At 66.2% G+C, this 19054-nt stretch carries 21 protein-coding genes; 13 read left to right on the plus strand and 8 right to left on the minus strand.

The annotated features are described in order from the left end of the window. The first annotated feature begins 48 nt into the window (after positions 1 to 48). The 4 genes from G6N15_RS05200 (at position 49) to phoU (ending at position 5335) form a co-directional block, all read left to right on the plus strand. A complete protein-coding gene (locus tag G6N15_RS05200; RefSeq protein ID WP_232070355.1) occupies positions 49 to 1062 on the plus strand; it encodes an acyl-ACP desaturase in 1014 nt (337 codons plus the stop codon). A gap of 3 nt (positions 1063 to 1065) precedes the next feature. After that, a complete protein-coding gene (gene dusB / locus G6N15_RS05205) occupies positions 1066 to 2199 on the plus strand; it encodes a tRNA dihydrouridine synthase DusB (protein WP_083085216.1) in 1134 nt (377 codons plus the stop codon). Between the two features lie 225 nt (positions 2200 to 2424). After that, positions 2425 to 4548, plus strand: a complete 2124-nt coding sequence (locus tag G6N15_RS05210) for an LCP family protein (protein ID WP_139797697.1) — start codon at positions 2425 to 2427, stop codon at positions 4546 to 4548. A 103-nt stretch (positions 4549 to 4651) separates the two neighbouring features. After that, positions 4652 to 5335, plus strand: a complete 684-nt coding sequence (phoU, locus tag G6N15_RS05215) for a phosphate signaling complex protein PhoU (RefSeq protein ID WP_083085217.1) — start codon at positions 4652 to 4654, stop codon at positions 5333 to 5335. Here the strand turns inward: phoU and pstB are convergent. The 6 genes from pstB to G6N15_RS05245 form a co-directional block, all read right to left on the minus strand. Then, the gene (pstB, locus tag G6N15_RS05220; protein WP_083085218.1) at positions 5332 to 6108 is read right to left on the minus strand and encodes a phosphate ABC transporter ATP-binding protein PstB; all 777 of its coding nucleotides are present in this window, start codon (positions 6106 to 6108) and stop codon (positions 5332 to 5334) included. The two genes, phoU and pstB, sit on opposite strands and share 4 nt — an antisense overlap. 8 nt (positions 6109 to 6116) lie before the next feature. Next, positions 6117 to 7031, minus strand: a complete 915-nt coding sequence (pstA, locus tag G6N15_RS05225) for a phosphate ABC transporter permease PstA (protein WP_083085219.1) — start codon at positions 7029 to 7031, stop codon at positions 6117 to 6119. Further along, positions 7028 to 8053, minus strand: coding sequence for a phosphate ABC transporter permease subunit PstC (gene pstC / locus G6N15_RS05230; protein ID WP_083085220.1), 1026 nt, complete (start codon positions 8051 to 8053; stop codon positions 7028 to 7030). The genes pstA and pstC overlap by 4 nt, the downstream gene beginning before the upstream one ends. An 82-nt stretch (positions 8054 to 8135) precedes the next feature. After that, a complete protein-coding gene (gene pstS, locus G6N15_RS05235) occupies positions 8136 to 9236 on the minus strand; it encodes a phosphate ABC transporter substrate-binding protein PstS (RefSeq protein WP_169922492.1) in 1101 nt (366 codons plus the stop codon). A 142-nt stretch (positions 9237 to 9378) separates the two neighbouring features. After that, positions 9379 to 10299, minus strand: a complete 921-nt coding sequence (mshD, locus tag G6N15_RS05240; protein ID WP_083085224.1) for a mycothiol synthase — start codon at positions 10297 to 10299, stop codon at positions 9379 to 9381. Continuing rightward, positions 10296 to 11063: a winged helix-turn-helix transcriptional regulator gene (locus G6N15_RS05245; protein ID WP_083085226.1), complete on the minus strand. Its 768-nt coding sequence runs from the start codon at positions 11061 to 11063 to the stop codon at positions 10296 to 10298. Before G6N15_RS05245 ends, mshD begins: the two co-directional genes overlap by 4 nt. Positions 11064 to 11345: 282 nt before the next feature. Between G6N15_RS05245 and lmeA the strand changes: the two genes are divergently transcribed. From lmeA to G6N15_RS05275, 7 genes are all read left to right on the plus strand, one after another. After that, positions 11346 to 12158 carry a mannan chain length control protein LmeA gene (gene lmeA / locus G6N15_RS05250; RefSeq protein WP_083085560.1) on the plus strand — a complete coding sequence of 271 codons (813 nt, stop codon included), beginning with the start codon at positions 11346 to 11348 and terminating at the stop codon, positions 12156 to 12158. Between the two features lie 43 nt (positions 12159 to 12201). Beyond that, a complete protein-coding gene (locus G6N15_RS05255) occupies positions 12202 to 12624 on the plus strand; it encodes a thioredoxin family protein (RefSeq protein WP_083085229.1) in 423 nt (140 codons plus the stop codon). A 29-nt stretch (positions 12625 to 12653) separates the two neighbouring features. After that, positions 12654 to 12743, plus strand: coding sequence for an Ms5788A family Cys-rich leader peptide (locus tag G6N15_RS23730; protein ID WP_369407273.1), 90 nt, complete (start codon positions 12654 to 12656; stop codon positions 12741 to 12743). An 81-nt stretch (positions 12744 to 12824) separates the two neighbouring features. Then, positions 12825 to 13337, plus strand: a complete 513-nt coding sequence (locus tag G6N15_RS05260) for a DUF4395 domain-containing protein (protein WP_083085231.1) — start codon at positions 12825 to 12827, stop codon at positions 13335 to 13337. Further along, positions 13316 to 14149 carry a sulfurtransferase gene (locus G6N15_RS05265; RefSeq protein ID WP_083085234.1) on the plus strand — a complete coding sequence of 278 codons (834 nt, stop codon included), beginning with the start codon at positions 13316 to 13318 and terminating at the stop codon, positions 14147 to 14149. Before G6N15_RS05260 ends, G6N15_RS05265 begins: the two co-directional genes overlap by 22 nt. A gap of 2 nt (positions 14150 to 14151) precedes the next feature. Beyond that, entirely contained in the window at positions 14152 to 14454 is a 303-nt protein-coding gene (locus tag G6N15_RS05270) for a DUF1416 domain-containing protein (protein ID WP_083085236.1), read from the plus strand. Between the two features lie 151 nt (positions 14455 to 14605). Continuing rightward, the gene (locus G6N15_RS05275) at positions 14606 to 15274 is read left to right on the plus strand and encodes an FABP family protein (RefSeq protein WP_083085239.1); all 669 of its coding nucleotides are present in this window, start codon (positions 14606 to 14608) and stop codon (positions 15272 to 15274) included. Between the two features lie 241 nt (positions 15275 to 15515). Here G6N15_RS05275 and G6N15_RS05280 read toward each other — a convergent pair whose 3' ends face one another. After that, positions 15516 to 16385: an aminodeoxychorismate lyase gene (locus G6N15_RS05280; RefSeq protein ID WP_139797707.1), complete on the minus strand. Its 870-nt coding sequence runs from the start codon at positions 16383 to 16385 to the stop codon at positions 15516 to 15518. A gap of 105 nt (positions 16386 to 16490) precedes the next feature. On the opposite strand from G6N15_RS05280, the gene ygfZ reads away from it, so the two are divergent. Both ygfZ and G6N15_RS05290 read left to right on the plus strand, forming a co-directional pair. After that, positions 16491 to 17585 carry a CAF17-like 4Fe-4S cluster assembly/insertion protein YgfZ gene (gene ygfZ, locus G6N15_RS05285; protein WP_083085244.1) on the plus strand — a complete coding sequence of 365 codons (1095 nt, stop codon included), beginning with the start codon at positions 16491 to 16493 and terminating at the stop codon, positions 17583 to 17585. Positions 17586 to 17722: 137 nt separating this feature from the next. Then, positions 17723 to 17914, plus strand: coding sequence for a DUF3073 domain-containing protein (locus G6N15_RS05290; RefSeq protein WP_083085246.1), 192 nt, complete (start codon positions 17723 to 17725; stop codon positions 17912 to 17914). A gap of 21 nt (positions 17915 to 17935) precedes the next feature. Here the strand turns inward: G6N15_RS05290 and purM are convergent, their stop codons facing one another. Further along, positions 17936 to 19030 carry a phosphoribosylformylglycinamidine cyclo-ligase gene (gene purM / locus G6N15_RS05295; protein WP_083085249.1) on the minus strand — a complete coding sequence of 365 codons (1095 nt, stop codon included), beginning with the start codon at positions 19028 to 19030 and terminating at the stop codon, positions 17936 to 17938. Positions 19031 to 19054: the final 24 nt, after the last annotated feature.

Consider the following 19054-nt stretch of genomic DNA (forward strand, 5'->3'; position numbering starts at 1 on the left):
ACAGATATATTGACTGCAACCAACAGACACAGATACCCGGGAGGCGCTGTGCCGGATCCTAAGGACCTGAACCTGTTGCGTGAACTCGAGCCGGTCGTCGAGAAGAACCTCAACCGGCATCTGAGCATGCATAAGGAGTGGAATCCGCACGACTACATCCCGTGGTCGGACGGCAAGAACTTCTACGCCCTGGGCGGGCAAGACTGGTCACCAGAGCAGTCCAAGCTTTCCGATGTCGCCCAGGTGGCAATGGTTCAAAACTTGATGACCGAGGACAACCTGCCGTCGTATCACCGCGAGATCGCGATGAGCATGGGCATGGACGGCGCCTGGGGCCAGTGGGTCAACCGCTGGACCGCCGAGGAGAACCGGCACGGCATCGCGCTGCGCGACTACCTGGTGGTTACCCGCGCGGTCGACCCAGTCGAATTGGAACTGCTGCGCATTGAGGTGGTGAACCGGGGCTTCAGCCCGGGCCAGAACCACCAGGGCGACCTGTTCTGCGAGAACATCTTCGACTCGATTCTCTACGTCACGTTCCAGGAGTTGGCCACCCGCATCTCGCACCGCAACACCGGCAAGGCCTGTGACGATCCGATCGCTGACCAGCTGCTGGCCAGAATCTCGGCCGACGAGAACCTGCACATGATCTTCTACCGCGACCTGTCCGAAGCCGGCATGGAGCTCGAGCCGAACAAGGCGATGAAATCGTTGCACCGGGTTTTGCGTAACTTCAAGATGCCCGGGTTCACCGTGCCGGAGTTTCGGCGCAAGGCCGTGATGATCGCAGTCGGCGGCGTCTACGATCCGCGCATCCACCTCGACCATGTCGTGATGCCGGTGTTGAAGAAGTGGCGCATCTTCGAGCGCGATGACTTCACCGGCGAGGCCGCCCGGTTGCGCGACGACCTTGCCGTGCTGATGGGCGAGCTTGAGGTGGCCTGCGACAAGTTCGAGGTGTCCAAGCAACGTCAACTTGAGCGGGAAGCCCGGACGGGCAAGAGGGTGACCGCCCTCGAGCTGCATAAAACCGAAGGCAAGCTGGCGATGAGCCGGCGGTAGCCGGTGCGGATCGGTCCTTTCACTCTCGCCAGCCCGGTGGTGCTGGCCCCGATGGCGGGTGTGACCAACGTCGCGTTCCGGACTCTGTGCCGGAAGCTGGAGCAATCCAAGGTCGGCACGGTCAGCGGCCTCTACGTCTGCGAGATGGTGACGGCACGCGCGCTCGTCGAACGCCATCCGGCCACCATGCACATGGTGACCTTCGCCGACGACGAGTCACCCCGCTCGCTGCAGCTCTACACCGTCGACCCGGTCACCACCTACGAGGCCGTCCGGATGATCGCTGCGGAGGATCTGGCCGACCACGTCGACATGAACTTCGGCTGCCCGGTGCCCAAGGTCACCCGACGCGGCGGCGGGGCGGCGCTGCCGTTCAAGCGGCGGCTGTTCGGCCAGATCGTGGCCGCGGCTGTGCGCGCCACCGAAGGCACCCGCATACCGGTGACAGTCAAGTTCCGCATCGGTATCGACGACGAGCACCACACCCACCTGGATGCCGGCCGCATCGCCGAGAGTGAAGGCGCCGCCGCGGTCGCATTGCACGCCCGTACCGCGGCGCAGCGCTACTCGGGCGCTGCGGACTGGGAGCAGATTGCGCGGCTCAAGGAGCAGGTACGCACGATCCCGGTACTCGGCAACGGGGACATCTTCGACGCCAGCGACGCGCTGACCATGATGGCGGCCACCGGGTGCGACGGCGTGGTCATCGGGCGCGGCTGCCTGGGCCGGCCGTGGCTGTTCGCCGAGCTCTCGGCTGCGTTCACCGGCCGTCCCGCCCCGCCCCCGCCGACGCTGGGCGAGGTCGCCGACATCATCCGTCGGCACGCCAAGCTGTTGGCCGCTCACTTCGGCGAAGACAAGGGAATGCGTGATCTGCGCAAACACATCGGCTGGTATCTGCACGGCTTTCCCGCCGGCTCAGAGCTGCGGCGCGCGTTGGCACTGGTCAAGGCGTTTGACGAGCTCGACGCCCTGCTGGGCCGACTCGATCCCGAGGTTCCGTTCCCGCCAGCCGCGACCGGCCCGCGGGGCCGGCAAGGATCGCCCGCGCGGGTGGCGCTGCCCGACGGCTGGCTCACCGACCGCGACGACTGCACCGTGCCGGCCGGTGCGGACATCATGCACTCGGGTGGTTGATCGAGGCAGCCTCCACATCGCGCGAGCGCGGATGTCTCAGTACGATATGGACCTTGGTGTATCGCGCCCGGCGGCGGACCGTTCGGGCGCCGGTGCACGACGGCTACGAAAACGGCGCGACCTTACGAAATGGCGCGTGACTTTGCAGTGCTGTGTCCATCAGCGCTGCCTAAACGTGTGCGCACTGACTGGGCCCCTCACCAGAGTTCGAAAGGCCGGTAGGACATGAGTGACGGCGACTGCGGCGCCACTCCTGACCGTCCGCGCCATTCGGAGGCCGACGAGGCAAGCATTACCGGATTACGGCCAACACCATTAGGCGCCGCCCCGTGGGAGCGCTTCTCGGGGCCGTCACGCCACGCTGTCGGCATCCGTCCGTTCACTGGTACACGGCAATGGTCGGCCCCGCCGGCAGAGCCGGGCCAAGACCAAGCGGAGCACGCCGAGCCGACCGGATGCCACACCGACGGGGCGCTGACGGTCGCCGAGCTGATCGCCAAGCTCGGCGGCGCATCCGCCCAAAAGCCCCGGCATCATCACGCCGCCGCAGAGGATGAACCGTCCGACGGCGTCGCCGAGTGGCCTCCTGAACCAGACACCGCGCACAACCCCTGGTCGGCATACGCCGATCAGCTTGCCGATTACCAGCTGGCGAGCAGCCAACCCGCCGCCATCGCCGCGGAAACGCCTGCCGAACAAACCACCGTGCTGCCGAAAGCGTCGGACAGCGGGCCGCCGACGCGGATCGGCACGTCAACCACAGAAGATCCGGCCCCGGCACCCAAACCCAACCACCGCCCGATGTTGCTGGCGGCGCGATCGGTCGCCGCGCTGATGGCCCTGCTCGCGCTTGCGCTCACCGGCGGCGCCTGGCAATGGAGCACGTCGAAAAACAACCGCCTCAACACCGTCAGCGCCCTCGACCCGCATTCCCGCGACATCCTCGACCCCGGCGGCCAATACGGTGACGAGAACTTCCTGATCGTCGGCGTCGACTCCCGCGCTGGGGCAAACAGCCAGATGGGCGCCGGCGACACGGAAGACGCCGGGGGTGCCCGATCGGACACCGTGATGCTGGTCAACATTCCGGCGAGCCGCAAGCGCGTGGTCGCGGTGTCGTTCCCGCGCGACCTGGCCATCACCCCCGTCCAGTGCGAGGCCTGGAACCCCGACACCGGCGCCTACGGCCCCCTCTACGACGACAAGACGGGAACGTATGGGCCCAAGTACGTGTACACCGAGACCAAGCTGAACTCGGCGTACGCGTTCGGCGGGCCGAAGTGCCTGGTCAAGGTCATTCAGAAACTGTCCGGTCTGTCCATCAACCGGTTCATCGCCATCGACTTCGTCGGCTTCGCGAACATGGTCGACGCGCTGGGCGGTGTGGAGGTGTGCAGCACCACGCCGCTCAAGGACGACGAATTGGGCACGGTGCTCGCCCACGCCGGACGCCAAGTCATCGACGGGAAAACCGCGCTGAACTATGTCCGCGCCCGCAAGATCACCACCGAGGACAACGGCGACTACGGCCGCATCAAGCGCCAGCAGCGCTTCTTGTCGTCGCTGTTGCGTTCGCTGATCTCCAAGGACACTTTCTTGTCGCTGTCGAGGCTGAACAACGTCGTCAACATGTTCATTAGCGACAGCTACGTCGACAACGTCAAAACCAAGGATCTGGTCGACCTCGGACAGTCGGTGCAGGGCCTGACCGCGGGACACATCACCTTCGTGACCGTGCCGACGACCGGCGAAACCGACGAGGACGGCAACGAGCCGCCACGCACCGCCGACGTACGCGCGCTGTTCGACGCCATCATCAACGACGACCCGCTGCCCAAAGAAAACGACCAGAACGCGACCTCGACACCGACCACCAAGTCCACGACCAGCAAACCGCCGCAGCCCAGCCCGGCCACCGAGGCCCGCGCTGAGCGGGTCCAAGCTGTGACCACCGCGCCGCAAGAGATCACCGTTCAGGTGTCGAACTCGACCGGCAAGAACGGGCTGGCCGCCACCGCCACCACCCAGCTACAGCATCACGGCTTCAAGGTGATGGCACCAGACGACTACCCCAGCTCGCTGAAAGGCACCACGGTGTTTTTCTCACCGGGCAACGAGCAGGCGGCCGCGACCGTCGCATCGACCTTCCCCAATTCGAAGGTCGAGCGAGTCACCGGCATCGGGCAAGTCGTGCAGGTGGTGCTCGGCCCTGACTTCCGGGTTGTCTCGACTCCGCCGCCCAGCGGCTCGTCGGTCAGTGTTCAAATCGACCGCGGCACCAACAGCACACCGACCAAACTGCCCGACGACTTGAGCGTCACCAACGCCGCCGATACCAGCTGCAAGTAACCACAGGAAGATTCGGGCGAACCGAATCCGCACTGCCGGCATTCACCGCCAATTCATGTCGTCCTTGCGGCCGATCGCGGCATCGAGCACGTACGCTTGTCCCATGCGCACTGCGTACCATGCACAACTTTCACGCTTATCGGATCGCCTAGGCGAGATGTGCGAGCTGGCCGGGGCTGCCATGGAACGCGCGACACAAGCCCTGCTGCAAGCCGACTTGGTGCTGGCCGAACAAGTGATTTCCGACCACGAAAAGATCGCGGCGCTAAGCGCGCAAGCCGAGGAAAGCGCTTTCGTGCTATTAGCGTTGCAGGCGCCTGTCGCCGGTGACTTGAGGGCGATCGTCAGCGCCATCCAGATGGTCGCCGACATCGACCGGATGGGCGCGCTTGCACTGCATGTCGCGAAGATCGCGCGCAGACGTCATCCCCAACACGTGCTGCCCGAAGAAGTCAACGGATACTTCGCCGAAATGGGCAGGCTCGCATGCGAATTGGCCAACAGCGCGCAGGAGGTGCTGTTGTCTCGCGACCCGGAAAAGGCCGCCCGCATCCGCGAAGAAGACGACGCGATGGACGATCTGCACCGGCACCTGTTCACAGTGCTCATGGATCGCGATTGGAAGTACGGCGTGGCCGCGGCTGTGGACGTGACGCTGCTTGGCCGGTTCTACGAACGCTTCGCCGACCATGCGGTCGAGGTCGCCCGTCGGGTTATCTTCCAGGCCACCGGCGAAATTCCCGACGGCAAGTTCTCCGACGACGACTCGCTAACCTCCTCTAACTAGCCGAACCGGCCGGAGATGTAGTCCTCGGTCGCCTTCTGGGTCGGGTTGGAGAAGATTCTCTCGGTGTCGTCAATCTCCACCAGCCGGCCCGGTTTTCCGACGGATTCGAGGTTGAAGAACGCGGTTTGATCGCTGACCCGCGCAGCCTGCTGCATGTTGTGGGTGACGATCACAATGGTGTAGTCCTGCTTCAATTCCGCGATCAGCTCTTCGATCGCCATCGTCGAGATCGGATCCAGCGACGAGCACGGCTCGTCCATCAACAACACATCAGGCTGCACGGCGATGGCCCGCGCGATGCACAACCGTTGCTGCTGGCCTCCGGACAACCCGCCGCCGGGCTTGTCCAACCGGTCCTTGACCTCGTCCCACAGGTTCGCACCCCGCAACGAGTATTCCGCGGTCTCGTCGAGCACCTTGCGATTGCGGACGCCTTGCAGCTTCAGCCCCGCCACCACGTTGTCGCGAATTGACATGGTGGGGAAAGGATTCGGTCGCTGGAAAACCATGCCGATGGCCCGGCGCACACCGACGGGATCGATGCCGGGCGCATAGATATCGTCATCGTCGAGCAGCACTATGCCCTCGACCCGCGCGCCGGCGATGACCTCATGCATCCGGTTCAATGTGCGCAACACTGTCGTCTTGCCGCAGCCGGACGGACCGATGAACGCAGTGACGCTGCGCGGCAGGATCGATAACGACACGTCGGCGACCGCCTGAAACGACCCGTAGTAGATGTTGACCTCTTTGAGGTCCAACCGCTTGGCCACCGAAACTCCTATAACTTCTCAGGCGCAAATATTTTCGCGACCACTCTGGCCCCGACATTGATGACCCCGATGAGCAGGATCAGCGTCAACGCGGCGCCCCACAGCCGATCGGTGGGCACCGAGTTGGCGCCCGCGCCCGCCGATGTCTGGTCGTACATCATGCCGGGCAGCGACCCCATGAACCCCGTGAACATGTTGAAGTTCATGGCCTGCGAGTAGCCGACGAGGATCAGCAACGGGGCCGTCTCACCCATCACCCTAGCCAAAGCCAGCATGACGCCGGTGAGGATCCCGGACAGCCCCGCCGGAATCACAATTCGCACAATGGTTTTCCACTTCGGGACGCCCAGCGCGTAGGCGGCCTCACGCAAATCCACGGGAACGATCCGCAGCATCTCCTCGGTCGCCCGCACGATCACCGGGATCATCAGCAGGACCAGCGCCAACGACACCGCGAACCCGGAGCGGGGAAAGCCGAAGGTGGCCACGAACAGCGCATAGATGAACAATGCCGCCACGATCGAGGGCACCCCCGTCAGGATGTCCACCATGAACGTGGTCAGCTTGCCCATCCAGGTGCCGCCCGCGTATTCGACCAGATAAACGGCGAGAAAGACGCCGATCGGGATGGAAATGACCGCGCAGACCAGCCCCTGCAGCACGGTGCCGACGATTGCGTGGTAGGCACCGCCACCGGTGACGAACGCCGTCATACCGGCTTGCGAGTGCGTCCACCACACACTCGACGTGATCGCCTGGAATCCCTTGATCAGCACCGAGCACAGCAGCCACAGCAACGGCACCAGGGCGACCGTCACCGACAGCGTCACCAACACGGTGGCGAGTTTGTCTGCGACCCGCCGGCGCACACTGACACCCGCGAATGTGCGTGCCTTGACCGGCCGGTCCAGCATCGAGGTCATCGGCGCCCGTTTCCGGCGACCGCGGCTCGCGCCAGCGCGTTGACCACGAACGTCAGCAGAAAAAGCACCAGCCCTGCGGCGATGTAGGCGCCGGCCTTGAACTGGTCGTTGAACTCCGAGGCGGTGGCCGCGATCTTCGTGGCGAAGGTATACCCCCCGTCGAACAGCGACCAGCCGAACGCCGACTGGGTACCGCGCAGGATGATCAGCAGCGCCACCGTCTCGCCCAGCGCACGGCCCAAGCCCAGCATCGAACCGCTGATGTAGCCGGAGCGGCCGAACGGCAGCACGGTGGTCTTGACCACCTCCCATCGGGTCGCGCCCAATGCCAGCGCGGCTTCGATCTCTCCTTGCGGGGTCTGCACGAAGACCTCGCGGGTGACGGCGGTGATGATCGGCAGGATCATCACCGCCAGCACGATCCCGCCGGTGAAGACGGTGCCGCCGCCGGCCACCGAAGCGTTGCCGGTGGCGAACAGAAAACACCAGCCCAAGTGCTGGTTAAGCCATGTCGCGACCGGCCGCAGCTGCGGCGCCAGCACATACAGGCCCCAAACGCCGTAGATGATCGAGGGAACCGCTGCCAGCAGATCGACCATGTAGGCCAGCGGCCCGACCGCCCGCCGCGGGGCGTACTGGGTGAGATAGATCGCGATGCCCAGCGCGATTGGCATCGCCAGGACCAGTGCGAACAGCGAAACGAACACCGTCACCTCGAACAGGTCGCGGATGCCGAAGTGCATCGCTGAGGTGTCGGTGGTGACCCAGTTGCCGCCGTAGGTTAAGAAGTTCTCCTTGTCGCGTGCCAGCCCCGGTATCGCCCGCCACAACAGGAACAGCCCGATCGCGCCGACCACGCCGACGATCAGGAGACCGGAACCCTGGGAGAGCCCGCGAAACAGCCGGTCCCCTAGGCGGGGTGTGGTGCTTCCCCATGGTCGGGTAGGGGTGAGCGGCGGTTCGGGAAAGGGCGCAGCGACGACTTCCCCCGAGCCGGCGCCGGCTGGATTTGGCGTGCTCACCCTTGTCCCATCGATCGGTCGCTATCGGTCCTGGCATCCATCTTCACCGCAGACGCCGCCGCTGATCGAGCAATTATCGCTGTTACTGGATCGCGTTAATCGCGGCGGTAAGGCGCGCCTTGAACTTATCGGGCAGCGGAACGTAGCCGGCCGAGGACAGCCCGCTCTGGCCGTTGTTGGCCGCAACCGTCAGAAACGACTTGACCGCGGCCGACGTGGCCCGGTCGTAGCCCTTCGAGCACACGATTTCGTAGGTCGCCAACACCAACGGGTACGCACCGTGCTCTTTGGTGGCATACAGCGAGTTCAGGTTCAGCATCAAGTCATTGCCCTGGCCCTCGAACTTGGCGTCGTCAATGGCGTTGCGGGCCGCGTCGTCGGTGAGCTTGACGGCGCCGCTGCCGTTGTCGATCTGCGCGAACGGGACACCTGCCTGATCGGCGAAGCCCTTCTCGACATACCCGATAGCGCCGGGCGTGGCGTGCACGGCCTGCACGACGCCCGCCGACTTCTGCGCGCCCTCACCGAAGCCGCCCTGGAACTCACTGCCGACCCCTTTGGTCCAGCTCTCCGGTGCGGCCGCGGTCAGGTACTTCTGGAAGTTGTCGGTGGTACCCGAGGAATCCGACCGGTAGACCGGCGTGATCTTGGTCTCCGGCAACGCGGCCCCACGGTTTAGCGCCGCGATCGCCGGGTCGTTCCAGCTGGTGACCATTCCGCTGAAGATCTTGCCCAGCACGTCGGCGTTGAGCACGAGCGAGTCGACGCCGGGCAGGTTGTAGATCAGTGCGACGGGCCCGAATACCACCGGCAGGTCCCAAGCCGGATTGCCGTTGCAGCGCTTGGCGGCCGGCTCGATCTGCGCGGCGGTCAGCGGCGAGTCCGACCCGGCGAAGTCGACATGGCCGGCGATGAACTGCTCGCGGCCGGCGCCCGAACCGGTCGGGTTGTAGGCGAGGTTTTTGCCGGGGCAGGCCTGGCCCCAGGCTCGGTTGAACAACGCGATCGCGTTCTGCTGAGCGGTCGACCCCTCGGCGGTCAAGTCGTCCTTGCCACCACAATCGACGTGCTGGGCCGATTTTTCGGAGCCGCCGGTCATATTGTTGTCGCTGCCGCAGCTCGTCAACGCCAGCGCCGCGATCGTTGCCGCGGATACCGTGATGCCCAGTGCCCTGCGAACCATCTCGAGCTTCACCTAGTCGTGCTCTCCTAGCGTCGCTTCGTGATCCCGGTAGGAGGTCGCCGGGCCACCCGGACGGTATGCGCCGGTAATGGCCAAAATTCACAAGAGAAGTGAACGCACGGTGAACGCAGCCGGATCGCGCTCAGCTGCGTGGAGCCGCGTAGGCGGTGTCGACGCTGTGCAGGGTGAAGCCCAGGCGCTGATAGGTGCGTACCGCGGCGAGGTTGTCGGATTCGACGTAGAGCATCACCCGGGGATCCGCGGCGTCGGCCAGCCGGCGGGCCAGCGATGCCACACCGATCGCCGTCAGCGCACCGCCCAGCCCGCGCCCGTGCGCCGACGGATCGACGCCGACGACGTACACCTCGCCCAAGCCGGGCTGGTCGGGATGCACCTTGGTCCAGTGGAAACCGAGCAGCTTCTCGGTCGCGGCGTCGAAAGCCAGAAACAGCCCGTGCGGGTCGAACCATGGTTCGGCCCGACGTTCGTCCAGATCGGCCGGTGTCCAGCCGCTTTGCTCCGGGTGCCCGGCGAACGCGGCGTTGTTGACCCGCAACAGCTCGGCGTCGTCGGGCGTGCCGGCGTAGGTGCGCACCTGCACGCCCTCCGGAACGTCGGGTTCGGGCACGTCGCGTAGCGAGCGGCGCATCTGCCACAGTTCACGCACCGCCACCAAGCCCAACGCCGACGCTGTCGCGCGTGCCGGCTCGAGCGTGCCGTGCGCCCAGAAGCGGGTCTGGCCGGCAGTTTTAGCCAGGGCGGCGCGCGCCATCGCCGTGCCGACGCCGCGCCGGCGGGCGTGTGGGTGAACCACCAACTCCGCCATCGGGGCGGTCCCGTCGTGGCCGGGGGTGAGGTTCAGATAGCCGATGATCGCCGCACCGGGGTCGCCCGGTTGTTGGCCTTTGACGACCAGATGCTCGGTGCGCTGATGCGCGAGCTCGCGCAATACCTGCTCACCGACCGGTGGGACTCCGTCGAAATCTGTTGCAGCGGAGATGATTTCGCGCACTTGTTGCTGCTCGTGCGCGGCGAGCGCCGCTGTCCACTCTTCAGTCGTCACTGACTGCGCAGCGGGTCGGCCAGCGGACCTTGCAGACCGCCCTGGTCCGGCTCGACGTCGTCGGTGTTCTCCGGCTCGGGGTTGGGCGGCCGGCCGCGCGCGGGCCGCACCGCCTTGTACCCGACGTTGCGGACGGTGCCGATCAGCGCCTCGTGTTCGGGGCCGAGTTTGGCGCGTAGTCGCCGCACGTGTACGTCGACGGTTCGGGTACCGCCGAAGAAGTCGTATCCCCAGACCTCGTGCAGCAGCTGAGCCCGCGTGAACACCCGGCCGGCGTGCTGCGCCAGGTACTTCAGCAGCTCGAACTCCTTATAGGTGAGGTCGAGCGGGCGGCCGCGCAATCGCGCGGTGTAAGTCCCCTCGTCGATCACCAGCTCGCCGAGGGTCACCTTGCCGGCGGTCTCTTGGTCGGCCTGTCCGCCACGCCGACCGACAACCAGCCGCAGCCGGGCATCGATCTCGGCCGGTCCGGTGCCGGGCAGCAGGATGTCGTCGAGTCCCCATTCGAAACTGACCGCAACCAGCCCGCCTTCGGTTACCACCGCCACCAGCGGGACCGGTCTGCCCGTCGAGGCGAGCAGACGGCACAGGCTGCGCGCGGCGGGCAGGTCGTTGCGAGCGTCGACGATCACGACGTCGGAAGTGCCTGCCTCCAGCAGCGACGACACGTCCGCCGGCGCCGTCCGCACAGTGTGGGCGAGCAGCGACAGCGACGGCAGGACCGAGTCGGCGTGCGGGTCCGCGGTCAGTAGCAGTAGGTCCAAAAAGCCCCTCCAGCGTCGTGGGAAAGGCCTCTCCCAGACTGATGGCGAAATGTGTAATTAGCGGCCGGGTCATCTAACGATAACGTGCTACCTGGTCGTTAGCCCGGCGACGATGCAGAGCGCGCAGCGCGATGAGGCGGGGGCACCCCCAGCCGCGCAGCGGCGAGGGGGCGAGCCGGGCAATCCAGCCCCAGCCCGGCGACGATGCAGAGCGCGCAGCGCGATGAGGACGGAGCCTGGCAGCGGCGAGGCGGCGAGCCGGTGGCGGGCGTAGGCCACAATATGCGGATGCGCAAGGTGCTGATCGGTGTGGTCAGTGCTGCGGCCGCGGTCGTGGTGGTGATTGTCGGTGCCGTCGGCGTGGACTTCGGGGCCAGCATCTATGCCGAGTACCGGCTGTCTCGGGCCGTGCGGGACGCAGCTGTCCTGGGCTCGGATCCGTTCGTGGCCATCCTCGGCTTCCCGTTCATCCCGCAGGCGATGCGCGACCACTACGACGAGCTGGAGATCAAAGCCAACACCGTCGACCACGCGATGGTCGGCAAGGCCACGCTGGAAGCCACCATGCACTCGATCGGGTTGACCAACTCGTCGTGGCTGATCCGGCCGAACGCCAAGCTGCCGGTCGGCAAGCTCGAAAGCCGCATCATCATCGACTCGGTACACCTCGGCCGATACATGGGCATCACGGACCTGATGGTCGAGGCGCCGCCCGAAGAGACCAATGACGCCACTGGAGGCACCACCGAATCGGGGATCTCCGGCAGCCGCGGGCTGGTGTTCACCGGCACCCCGAAATCGGCCCACTTCGACAAGCGGGTCAGTGTTTCGGTGGACCTGTCGATCGCCGGCGCGGACAAGACGACGCTGGTGTTCACCCCCACGAGGATCTTGACCGGGCCCGACACCGCCAACCAGAAGGTTCCCGACGACAAACGAGCCGCCGTGCTCAGCGCCTTCAGCAAGCGGCTGCCTGATCAGAAGCTGCCCTTCGGCGTTGCGCCGACCAGCCAGGGTGCGCGCGGCTCGGACGTCATCATCGAGGGCATCACCGAGGGAGTAACGATCACGCTCGAAGGGTTTAAACAGTCGTGACTACCCCCCGCCTACCAATCGGGCCTCGACCGGAGGCCAAACAGTGACTGCCGCAGTCGTGGCGATCGCCTGCGCCTTAGCGCTGGCAGGGCTCATCGGCGGGGTCCTGAATCGGCGTTCCGGAGCCGTCCGCGCAACGCAGTCGGCTTCCCACGAAGCGGCCGACGCGCATAGCGCAGGCTTGGATCTGTCCCCCACCGGACCGACCGTCGTGCACTTCAGCGCCCCCTGGTGCGGTCCCTGCGAGCGGGTGCGTCGAGTGGTCAACGAGGTCTGCGGCGACCTCGGCGACGTGGCGCATCTGGAGGTCGACTTGGACGCTAATCCGGTGGCGGCGCGGCGGCTTTCGGTGCTGTCGCTGCCGACGACGCTGATCTTCGATGCCGATGGCCGTCAGCGTTACCGCGCAGCAGGCGTCCCCTCGGTTGCCGAGCTGCGGTCGGCGCTGGTACCGCTATTGGCTTGACCATCGTGTCATTAGGTAAGCTGTCCGACGTGTTCGCCCGCCTTGAGCCCATGCTCACCAAGCGCCGCGCAGTCGATCTGTGCCGCATTGCGGGCTGCTGCTGTTGTTGTAGCTGCTGAGTAGCGCGCCGATTAGCGCCGCTCTCGGAGCAGCCATTCTGGCGTGCCCCCACCCTTCCAGTTGTCAACAGGAGCAGGTCTGTGTCGAGAACCAACACCACCGCCCAGGCAGACGGCGTGGACGTCCGCGGCCCCCGGTTCGTTGCCTGGGTCACGACCGCGGTTTTGGTGACAACGTTGATCGTGTCAGGGCACAGCGCCCAGGCAGCCGCTGCTGTGTTGGGCGTGCAGGCGGTCGTCTTTGCCGTCGGCGCCGCGCGGGGGCCCCGGCTGCATCCCTACGGGCTGCTGTACGCCAAACTCGTGGCGCCGCGGCTGGGTCCGGTCACCGAGCGAGAACCGGTACCACCGTTGAAGTTCGCGCAGCTGGTTGGTTTGGTCTTCGCCGTAATCGGGGTGATCGGATTCGCCGACGGAGCGACGTTGCTGGGCATCATCGCGACCGCAGCCGCGCTGGCGGCGGCCTTCCTCAACGCGGCATTCGGGATCTGCCTGGGCTGCCAGCTCTACCCGTTCGTCGCCCGCCTGCGTCCCTCGAACGTTTCGTCTAAGCAACCGAAAGGATCCACACCATGGCACGCTCCGACGTCCTAGTCTCGGCAGACTGGGCCGAGAGCAATCTCGACACACCTGGCGTCGTCTTCGTCGAAGTGGACGAGGACACCAGCGCCTACGACACCGGCCACATCCGCGGCGCCGTCAAACTGGATTGGCGCGACGATCTGCAGGACCCTGTCCGCCGCGATTTCGTTGACGCCGAGCAATTCTCGAAGCTGCTGTCCGACCGCGGCATCTCCAACGACGACACCGTGATCCTCTACGGCGGCAACAACAACTGGTTCGCCGCCTACGCCTACTGGTATTTCAAGCTGTACGGCCACGACAAGGTCAAGCTGCTCGACGGCGGACGCAAGAAGTGGGAGCTGGACGGCCGACCGCTGTCCACCGACCCGGCCAGGCGCCCGACGACCTCCTACAGCGCCAAGCAGCCCGACAACTCCATCCGCGCGTTCCGCGACGAGGTCATCGACGCCATCGGGGTGAACAACCTGGTCGACGTGCGCTCCCCCGACGAGTTCTCCGGCAAGATCCTGGCGCCGGCGCATCTGCCGCAGGAACAAAGCCAGCGGCCCGGCCACATCCCGAGCGCCATCAACGTGCCCTGGAGCAAGGCCGCCAACGAAGACGGCACCTTCAAGTCCGACGACGAGCTGGCCAAGCTCTACGCCGACGCCGGCTTGGACGGATCGAAGGAGACCATCGCCTACTGCCGGATCGGTGAGCGCTCGTCGCACACCTGGTTTGTGCTGCGCGAGCTCCTCGGACATCAAAACGTCAAAAACTACGACGGAAGTTGGACGGAATACGGCTCCCTGGTGGGAGTCCCGATCGAGTTGGGAAGCTGAATATGTGCACACCACCCAAGCAAGGACAGACGTTGCCGGCCAGCGTCGACCTGGAGAAGGAGACGGTGATCACCGGTCGCGTCGTGGACAGCTCCGGCCAGGCTGTGGGCGGGGCGTTCGTGCGGCTGTTGGACTCCTCTGACGAGTTCACCGCCGAAGTCGTCGCGTCAGCCACCGGTGACTTCCGGTTCTTCGCGGCGCCGGGGTCCTGGACGGTGCGCGCGTTGTCGCCCGCCGGTAACGGCGACGCCGTGGTGCAGCCGTCGGGCGCGGGTATCCACGAGGTCGACATCAAGGTCGCCTGAGACCGGCCCGCGCCCGGCAACGGGGGTGAGGGGGTGCGCGAACTAGACTCGTGGCCGTGGTCCTGTTCTTCGAGATCATGCTGGTCGCGTGCGTCGTGGTCATCGCCTGGTTCGCGCTGTACACGCTGTATCGCCTCATCAGCGACGACTCGTGAGTTCTGCGGAAGACCGTGACCGATTCGCGGGTCGGATCGGCTCCGGCGAGCGGGCCCTGGCCGAGGCGGCCGAACGCGCCAAAGTGACTGCGGGCCGCAACATTCCGGTCTTCGACGACCTGCCCATCCCCGCCGACACCGCGAACCTGCGACAAGGCGCCAACCTGAATGACGCGCTGCTGGCGTTGCTGCCGCTGGTCGGCGTGTGGCGCGGGGAAGGAGAGGGCCGCGGCGCTCACGGCGACTACCGGTTCGGCCAGCAGATCATCGTCAGCCACGACGGCGGCGACTATCTGAACTGGGAGGCGCGGTCCTGGCGGCTGACCGAGTCGGGCGAGTACGAGGGACTCACGCTGCGCGAGACGGGTTTTTGGCGCTTCGTCAACGACCCGACCGACCCGACCGAGTCGCAGGCCATCGAGCTGCTGCTGGCGCACTCGGCGGGCTACGTGGAGTTGTTCTACGGGCGCCCGCGCACCCAGTCGTCGTGGGAGTTGGTCACCGACGCGCTCGCCCGAAGCAAATCCGGTGTTCTCGTCGGCGGAGCCAAACGGCTTTACGGCATCGTCGAAGGCGGCGACTTGGCCTATGTCGAAGAACGCGTGGACGCTGACGGGGGGTTGGTGCCGCATCTGTCGGCGCGCCTGTCCCGCTACGCCGGCTGACTGGGTCGGGGCCCCCAGAAATGGACAGCCCCCGAGCCTAAGTTCCTGGTTGGACAGACCGGGGGCTCGGGGGCCGGGTGACTGCGGGGAATTCACTAGCAAGCGATGCCAGCTCTTTCCTGCCTGGCGCTGCTTAGCGCGCAGCCACCTCACATGTCCATAAGCCAATCAATTCTCGGACCACCTCCTTTCCTGTGTACGGCTGACCGTACGCGCCCAGCGGCGGACCGACAACTTCAATTCAGCGGTCGCTGACGATGGCCGCATCGACGAGTTCGGCGAACTCCGCGGCCATCGGTGCACGCGGCAGCGGTCGCCCGTCGAGCGTGTGCACCCGCGCCGCCAACGTCATGCTCGATACAAGCCAAATGCCTTGGGCGGCAAGCAGATCCGATACCCGCAAGGCGCGGTAGTCGCAGTCGTAGCCTTTGGCCCGGGCAACTTCGAACAGCGCCTGCTGGGTGGTGCCGCGCAGGATCGGATACCACGGCGGCGGCGTGAAGAAAGCTGTGGAACCAGCACCTCCTTCACCGTCGGCGGCGATCACCACCGTCGAGCGCGGGCCTTCCAAGACGTAGCCGTCGGAGCTGACAAAGATGACGTCGCCGGCGCCCAGCCGAGCGGCGTGGCGCAGGGCCGCCATATTGACCGCGTAGGACAGTGTCTTGGCACCGGCCAGCAGCCACGGCATCGCGTCGGTGCCGCTGGCAGGCAGTCCGCGCGGCAGTGTCACCGCGGCCACACCGTCGCGGCGGGCGGCGGCGATCCGGTCGGCGAGCGGGTTGACGGTGACGTAGGCCGTCGGCGCCGACCCGCTCTCGCGGCCGCGGCTGTAGACCAGTCGCATCGCGCCCTCGTCGGCGCTGACGGCCGCCCAGCGCCGCGCCGCCACATCGATCGCCCGCCGCCATGCCGGTAGGTCGGGCTCGGGCAGGTCCATCAACTTGGCCGAGTGGCTCAGCCGCCCCAGATGCGCTTCCACCAGGCATGCTCGGCCGTCGCGGACCAACAGTGTTTCGAAGATGCCGTCGCCTCGCACGACGGCGAGGTCGTCGGCGCATATCAGCGGCGTATCCGGGGCCAGTATCTCGCCGTCGAGCGTGACGATCACGCCCGTCTGGCTAGCCATGGACGTTCAGCCTAATGGTTTGCCGGCGTGAAGCCGGAGTCACGGTCATCGACCCGGCGGTCCCGGCTAGGTCCGTAGAGTTGGTGTGTGGCCGCAGTTCCCGCTCCCGAAACCGGACCTGACGCCGGAGCCGTCTGGCATTACGGCGACCCGCTCGGTGAGCAGCGCGCGGCCGAAACCGACGCCGTGCTGATCGACCGCTCACACCGCGCGGTGCTCACGCTGACCGGCGCGGACCGGCAGAGCTGGTTGCACAACATCTCGACTCAGCACGTCAGTGAACTGCCTGAGGGAGCCAGCACCGAAAACCTCAGCCTGGACGGACAAGGCCGGGTCGAGGATCACTGGATCCAGACCGAACTGGGCGGCGTCACCTACCTCGACACCGAAGCGTGGCGCGGTGAGCCGCTGCTCGATTATTTGCGCAAGATGGTGTTCTGGTCGAATGTGACGCCCGCTGCCGCCGACATGGCGGTGTTGTCACTGCTCGGACCCCGGCTGGGCGAACCGCCGGTGCTCGACGCGCTGGGCGTGAACGTGCTGCCCGCCGAGATGACGGCCGTGCCACTGCCTGATGGCGGGTTCCTGCGCAGGATGGCTGGTGCGCGAGTGGACCACATCGAGCTGGATGTGCTGGTGCCGCAGGCGGATTCGGCTGACCGGGTCCAGCGGCTTATCAAAGCTGGGGTGCGTGCCGCCGGGATTTGGACCTACGAAGCCCACCGGGTGGCTGCGCTTCGCCCGCGGCTCGGTGTCGACACCGACGAGCGCACCATTCCTCACGAAGTGGGCTGGATCGGCGGCCCGGGAGTGGGCGCAGTCCATCTGGACAAAGGCTGCTATCGCGGCCAGGAGACCGTTGCCCGGGTGCACAACCTGGGCAAGCCGCCCCGGATGCTGGTGCTGTTGCACCTCGACGGATCGGTCGATCGCCCATCGACGGGCGATCCCGTGCTCGCCGGCGGACGCCCAGTGGGCCGGCTGGGAACCGTCGTCGACCATGCGGATCTTGGGCCGATAGCGCTGGCTCTGCTCAAGCGCGGGCTGCCCGCGGACACCGCGCTCGTCACCGGAGCAGACGGTCAAGTCGCTGCCGTCATCGAGCCCGATTCGCTGCCGCCTGCCGACGTGGCCGGCGCGGGACGGGTTGCCCTCGAACGGCTGCGCGGCACCAACCGATAGCTGCACGAGGCCTGGCAGGGCACGCCAGCGCACCATCGCAGGGCACGGTAAACTACTCGACAGGACAATAACGACACCGACAGATCGGAGCCGCCTACTTGTTGGGCCGCTCCGTTATTGCGCGAGGGGGTTCCCCCATGGGCCGCGGCCGGGCGAAGGCGAAGCAGACCAAGGTTGCTCGAGAACTGAAATACAGCTCCCCGCAGACCGATTTCGAGCGGCTTCAGCGCGAGCTATCCGGTTCGGGTGCAGACGACTCCAACCGGCTAGACGGCGACGACCGGTTCTCCGACGACCCATGGGACGACGCGGACGACTGGCGCCGCTGATGGTTAGGCGCTAAGCCAGCCTTAAAATCTCGGGTGTTGCCCGACGAGCTCCGCGCGCGGGCCTTCCTTACCGCCCTTGTTCACGGTGCCCAAGACCCAGCAATCCAAATGCCGGGCAGTCAAGATGGCCAACGCCCGGTCGGTGTCCTCCGGCGCCACGACGGCGACCATGCCGACGCCCATGTTGAACGTCTTCTCCATCTCCGCGCGGCTGACGCGGCCGCGCTGGGCGATCATCGCGAACACCGGCGCCGGTGTCCACGTACCGCGGTCGACCTCGGCCACCAGGCCATGCGGGATGACGCGTTCCAGGTTGCCGGCCAGCCCGCCGCCGGTGATGTGGCAGAACGTCCGGACTTGGGTTTCGGCAGCCAGCGCCAAGCAGTCTTTGGCGTAGATCAGCGTCGGTTCGAGCAATTCTTCGCCCAGGGTGCGGCCGAACTCCTCGACGTAGCCCTCCAGGTTCATCCGGTCGATCTCCAACAGGACGGTGCGGACCAGCGAGTACCCGTTGGAGTGCAGCCCTGAGGAACCCATCGCGATGATGACGTCACCGGGTTTGACGCGCTCGGGACCCAACACATCGTCGGCCTCGATGACCCCGACCGCGGTGGCCGAGAGGTCGTAGTGGTCGGGCTCGATCAGCCCGGGGTGCTCAGCGGTCTCGCCGCCGAGCAGCGCGCATCCCGCGCGGATGCACCCGTCGGCGATGCCGGCGACGATCGCGTTGAGCCGCTCCGGCACGATGCGCCCTAAGGCGATGTAGTCCAAGAGGAACAGCGGCTCGGCGCCGCACACCACCAAGTCGTCGACCACCATCGCCACCAGGTCCAGCCCGACCGTGTCGTGCTTGTCCATCGCCTGCGCGATGGCCAGCTTGGTACCTACGCCGTCGCTGGACGCGGCCAGTATCGGCTCGCGGTAGTCGCCGCGCAGGGCGAACAGCCCGGCGAATCCACCGAGCTTGCTGCGGACCTCGGGCCGAGTGGCCTTTGACGCCAACGGCTTGAACAGTTCGACGGCGCGGTCACCGGCTTCGATGTCCACCCCGGCCGCTGCATACGTGATGCCTTGATCGCCGGGAGGTTTTCTGGTGTCTTTCCTACGGTCCGCCATCGCCGATAAAGGCTACCGTTCAGC

The sequence above is a fragment of the Mycobacterium noviomagense genome (assembly GCF_010731635.1).
GTDB classification, from domain to species: Bacteria; Actinomycetota; Actinomycetes; order Mycobacteriales; family Mycobacteriaceae; genus Mycobacterium; species Mycobacterium noviomagense.

Bases quoted from the DNA above. Each gene is read 5' to 3' on its own strand.
- G6N15_RS05210 (WP_139797697.1), top strand. From the start codon at position 2,425: ATGAGTGACGGCGACTGCGGCGCCACTCCTGACCGTCCGCGCCATTCG.
- phoU (WP_083085217.1), top strand. From the start codon at position 4,652: ATGCGCACTGCGTACCATGCACAACTTTCACGCTTATCGGATCGCCTA.
- pstA (WP_083085219.1), bottom strand. From the start codon at position 7,031: ATGACCTCGATGCTGGACCGGCCGGTCAAGGCACGCACATTCGCGGGT.
- pstS (WP_169922492.1), bottom strand. From the start codon at position 9,236: ATGGTTCGCAGGGCACTGGGCATCACGGTATCCGCGGCAACGATCGCG.
- lmeA (WP_083085560.1), top strand. From the start codon at position 11,346: ATGCGGATGCGCAAGGTGCTGATCGGTGTGGTCAGTGCTGCGGCCGCG.
- G6N15_RS05265 (WP_083085234.1), top strand. From the start codon at position 13,316: ATGGCACGCTCCGACGTCCTAGTCTCGGCAGACTGGGCCGAGAGCAAT.
- G6N15_RS05270 (WP_083085236.1), top strand. From the start codon at position 14,152: ATGTGCACACCACCCAAGCAAGGACAGACGTTGCCGGCCAGCGTCGAC.
- G6N15_RS05290 (WP_083085246.1), top strand. From the start codon at position 17,723: ATGGGCCGCGGCCGGGCGAAGGCGAAGCAGACCAAGGTTGCTCGAGAA.
- purM (WP_083085249.1), bottom strand. From the start codon at position 19,030: ATGGCGGACCGTAGGAAAGACACCAGAAAACCTCCCGGCGATCAAGGC.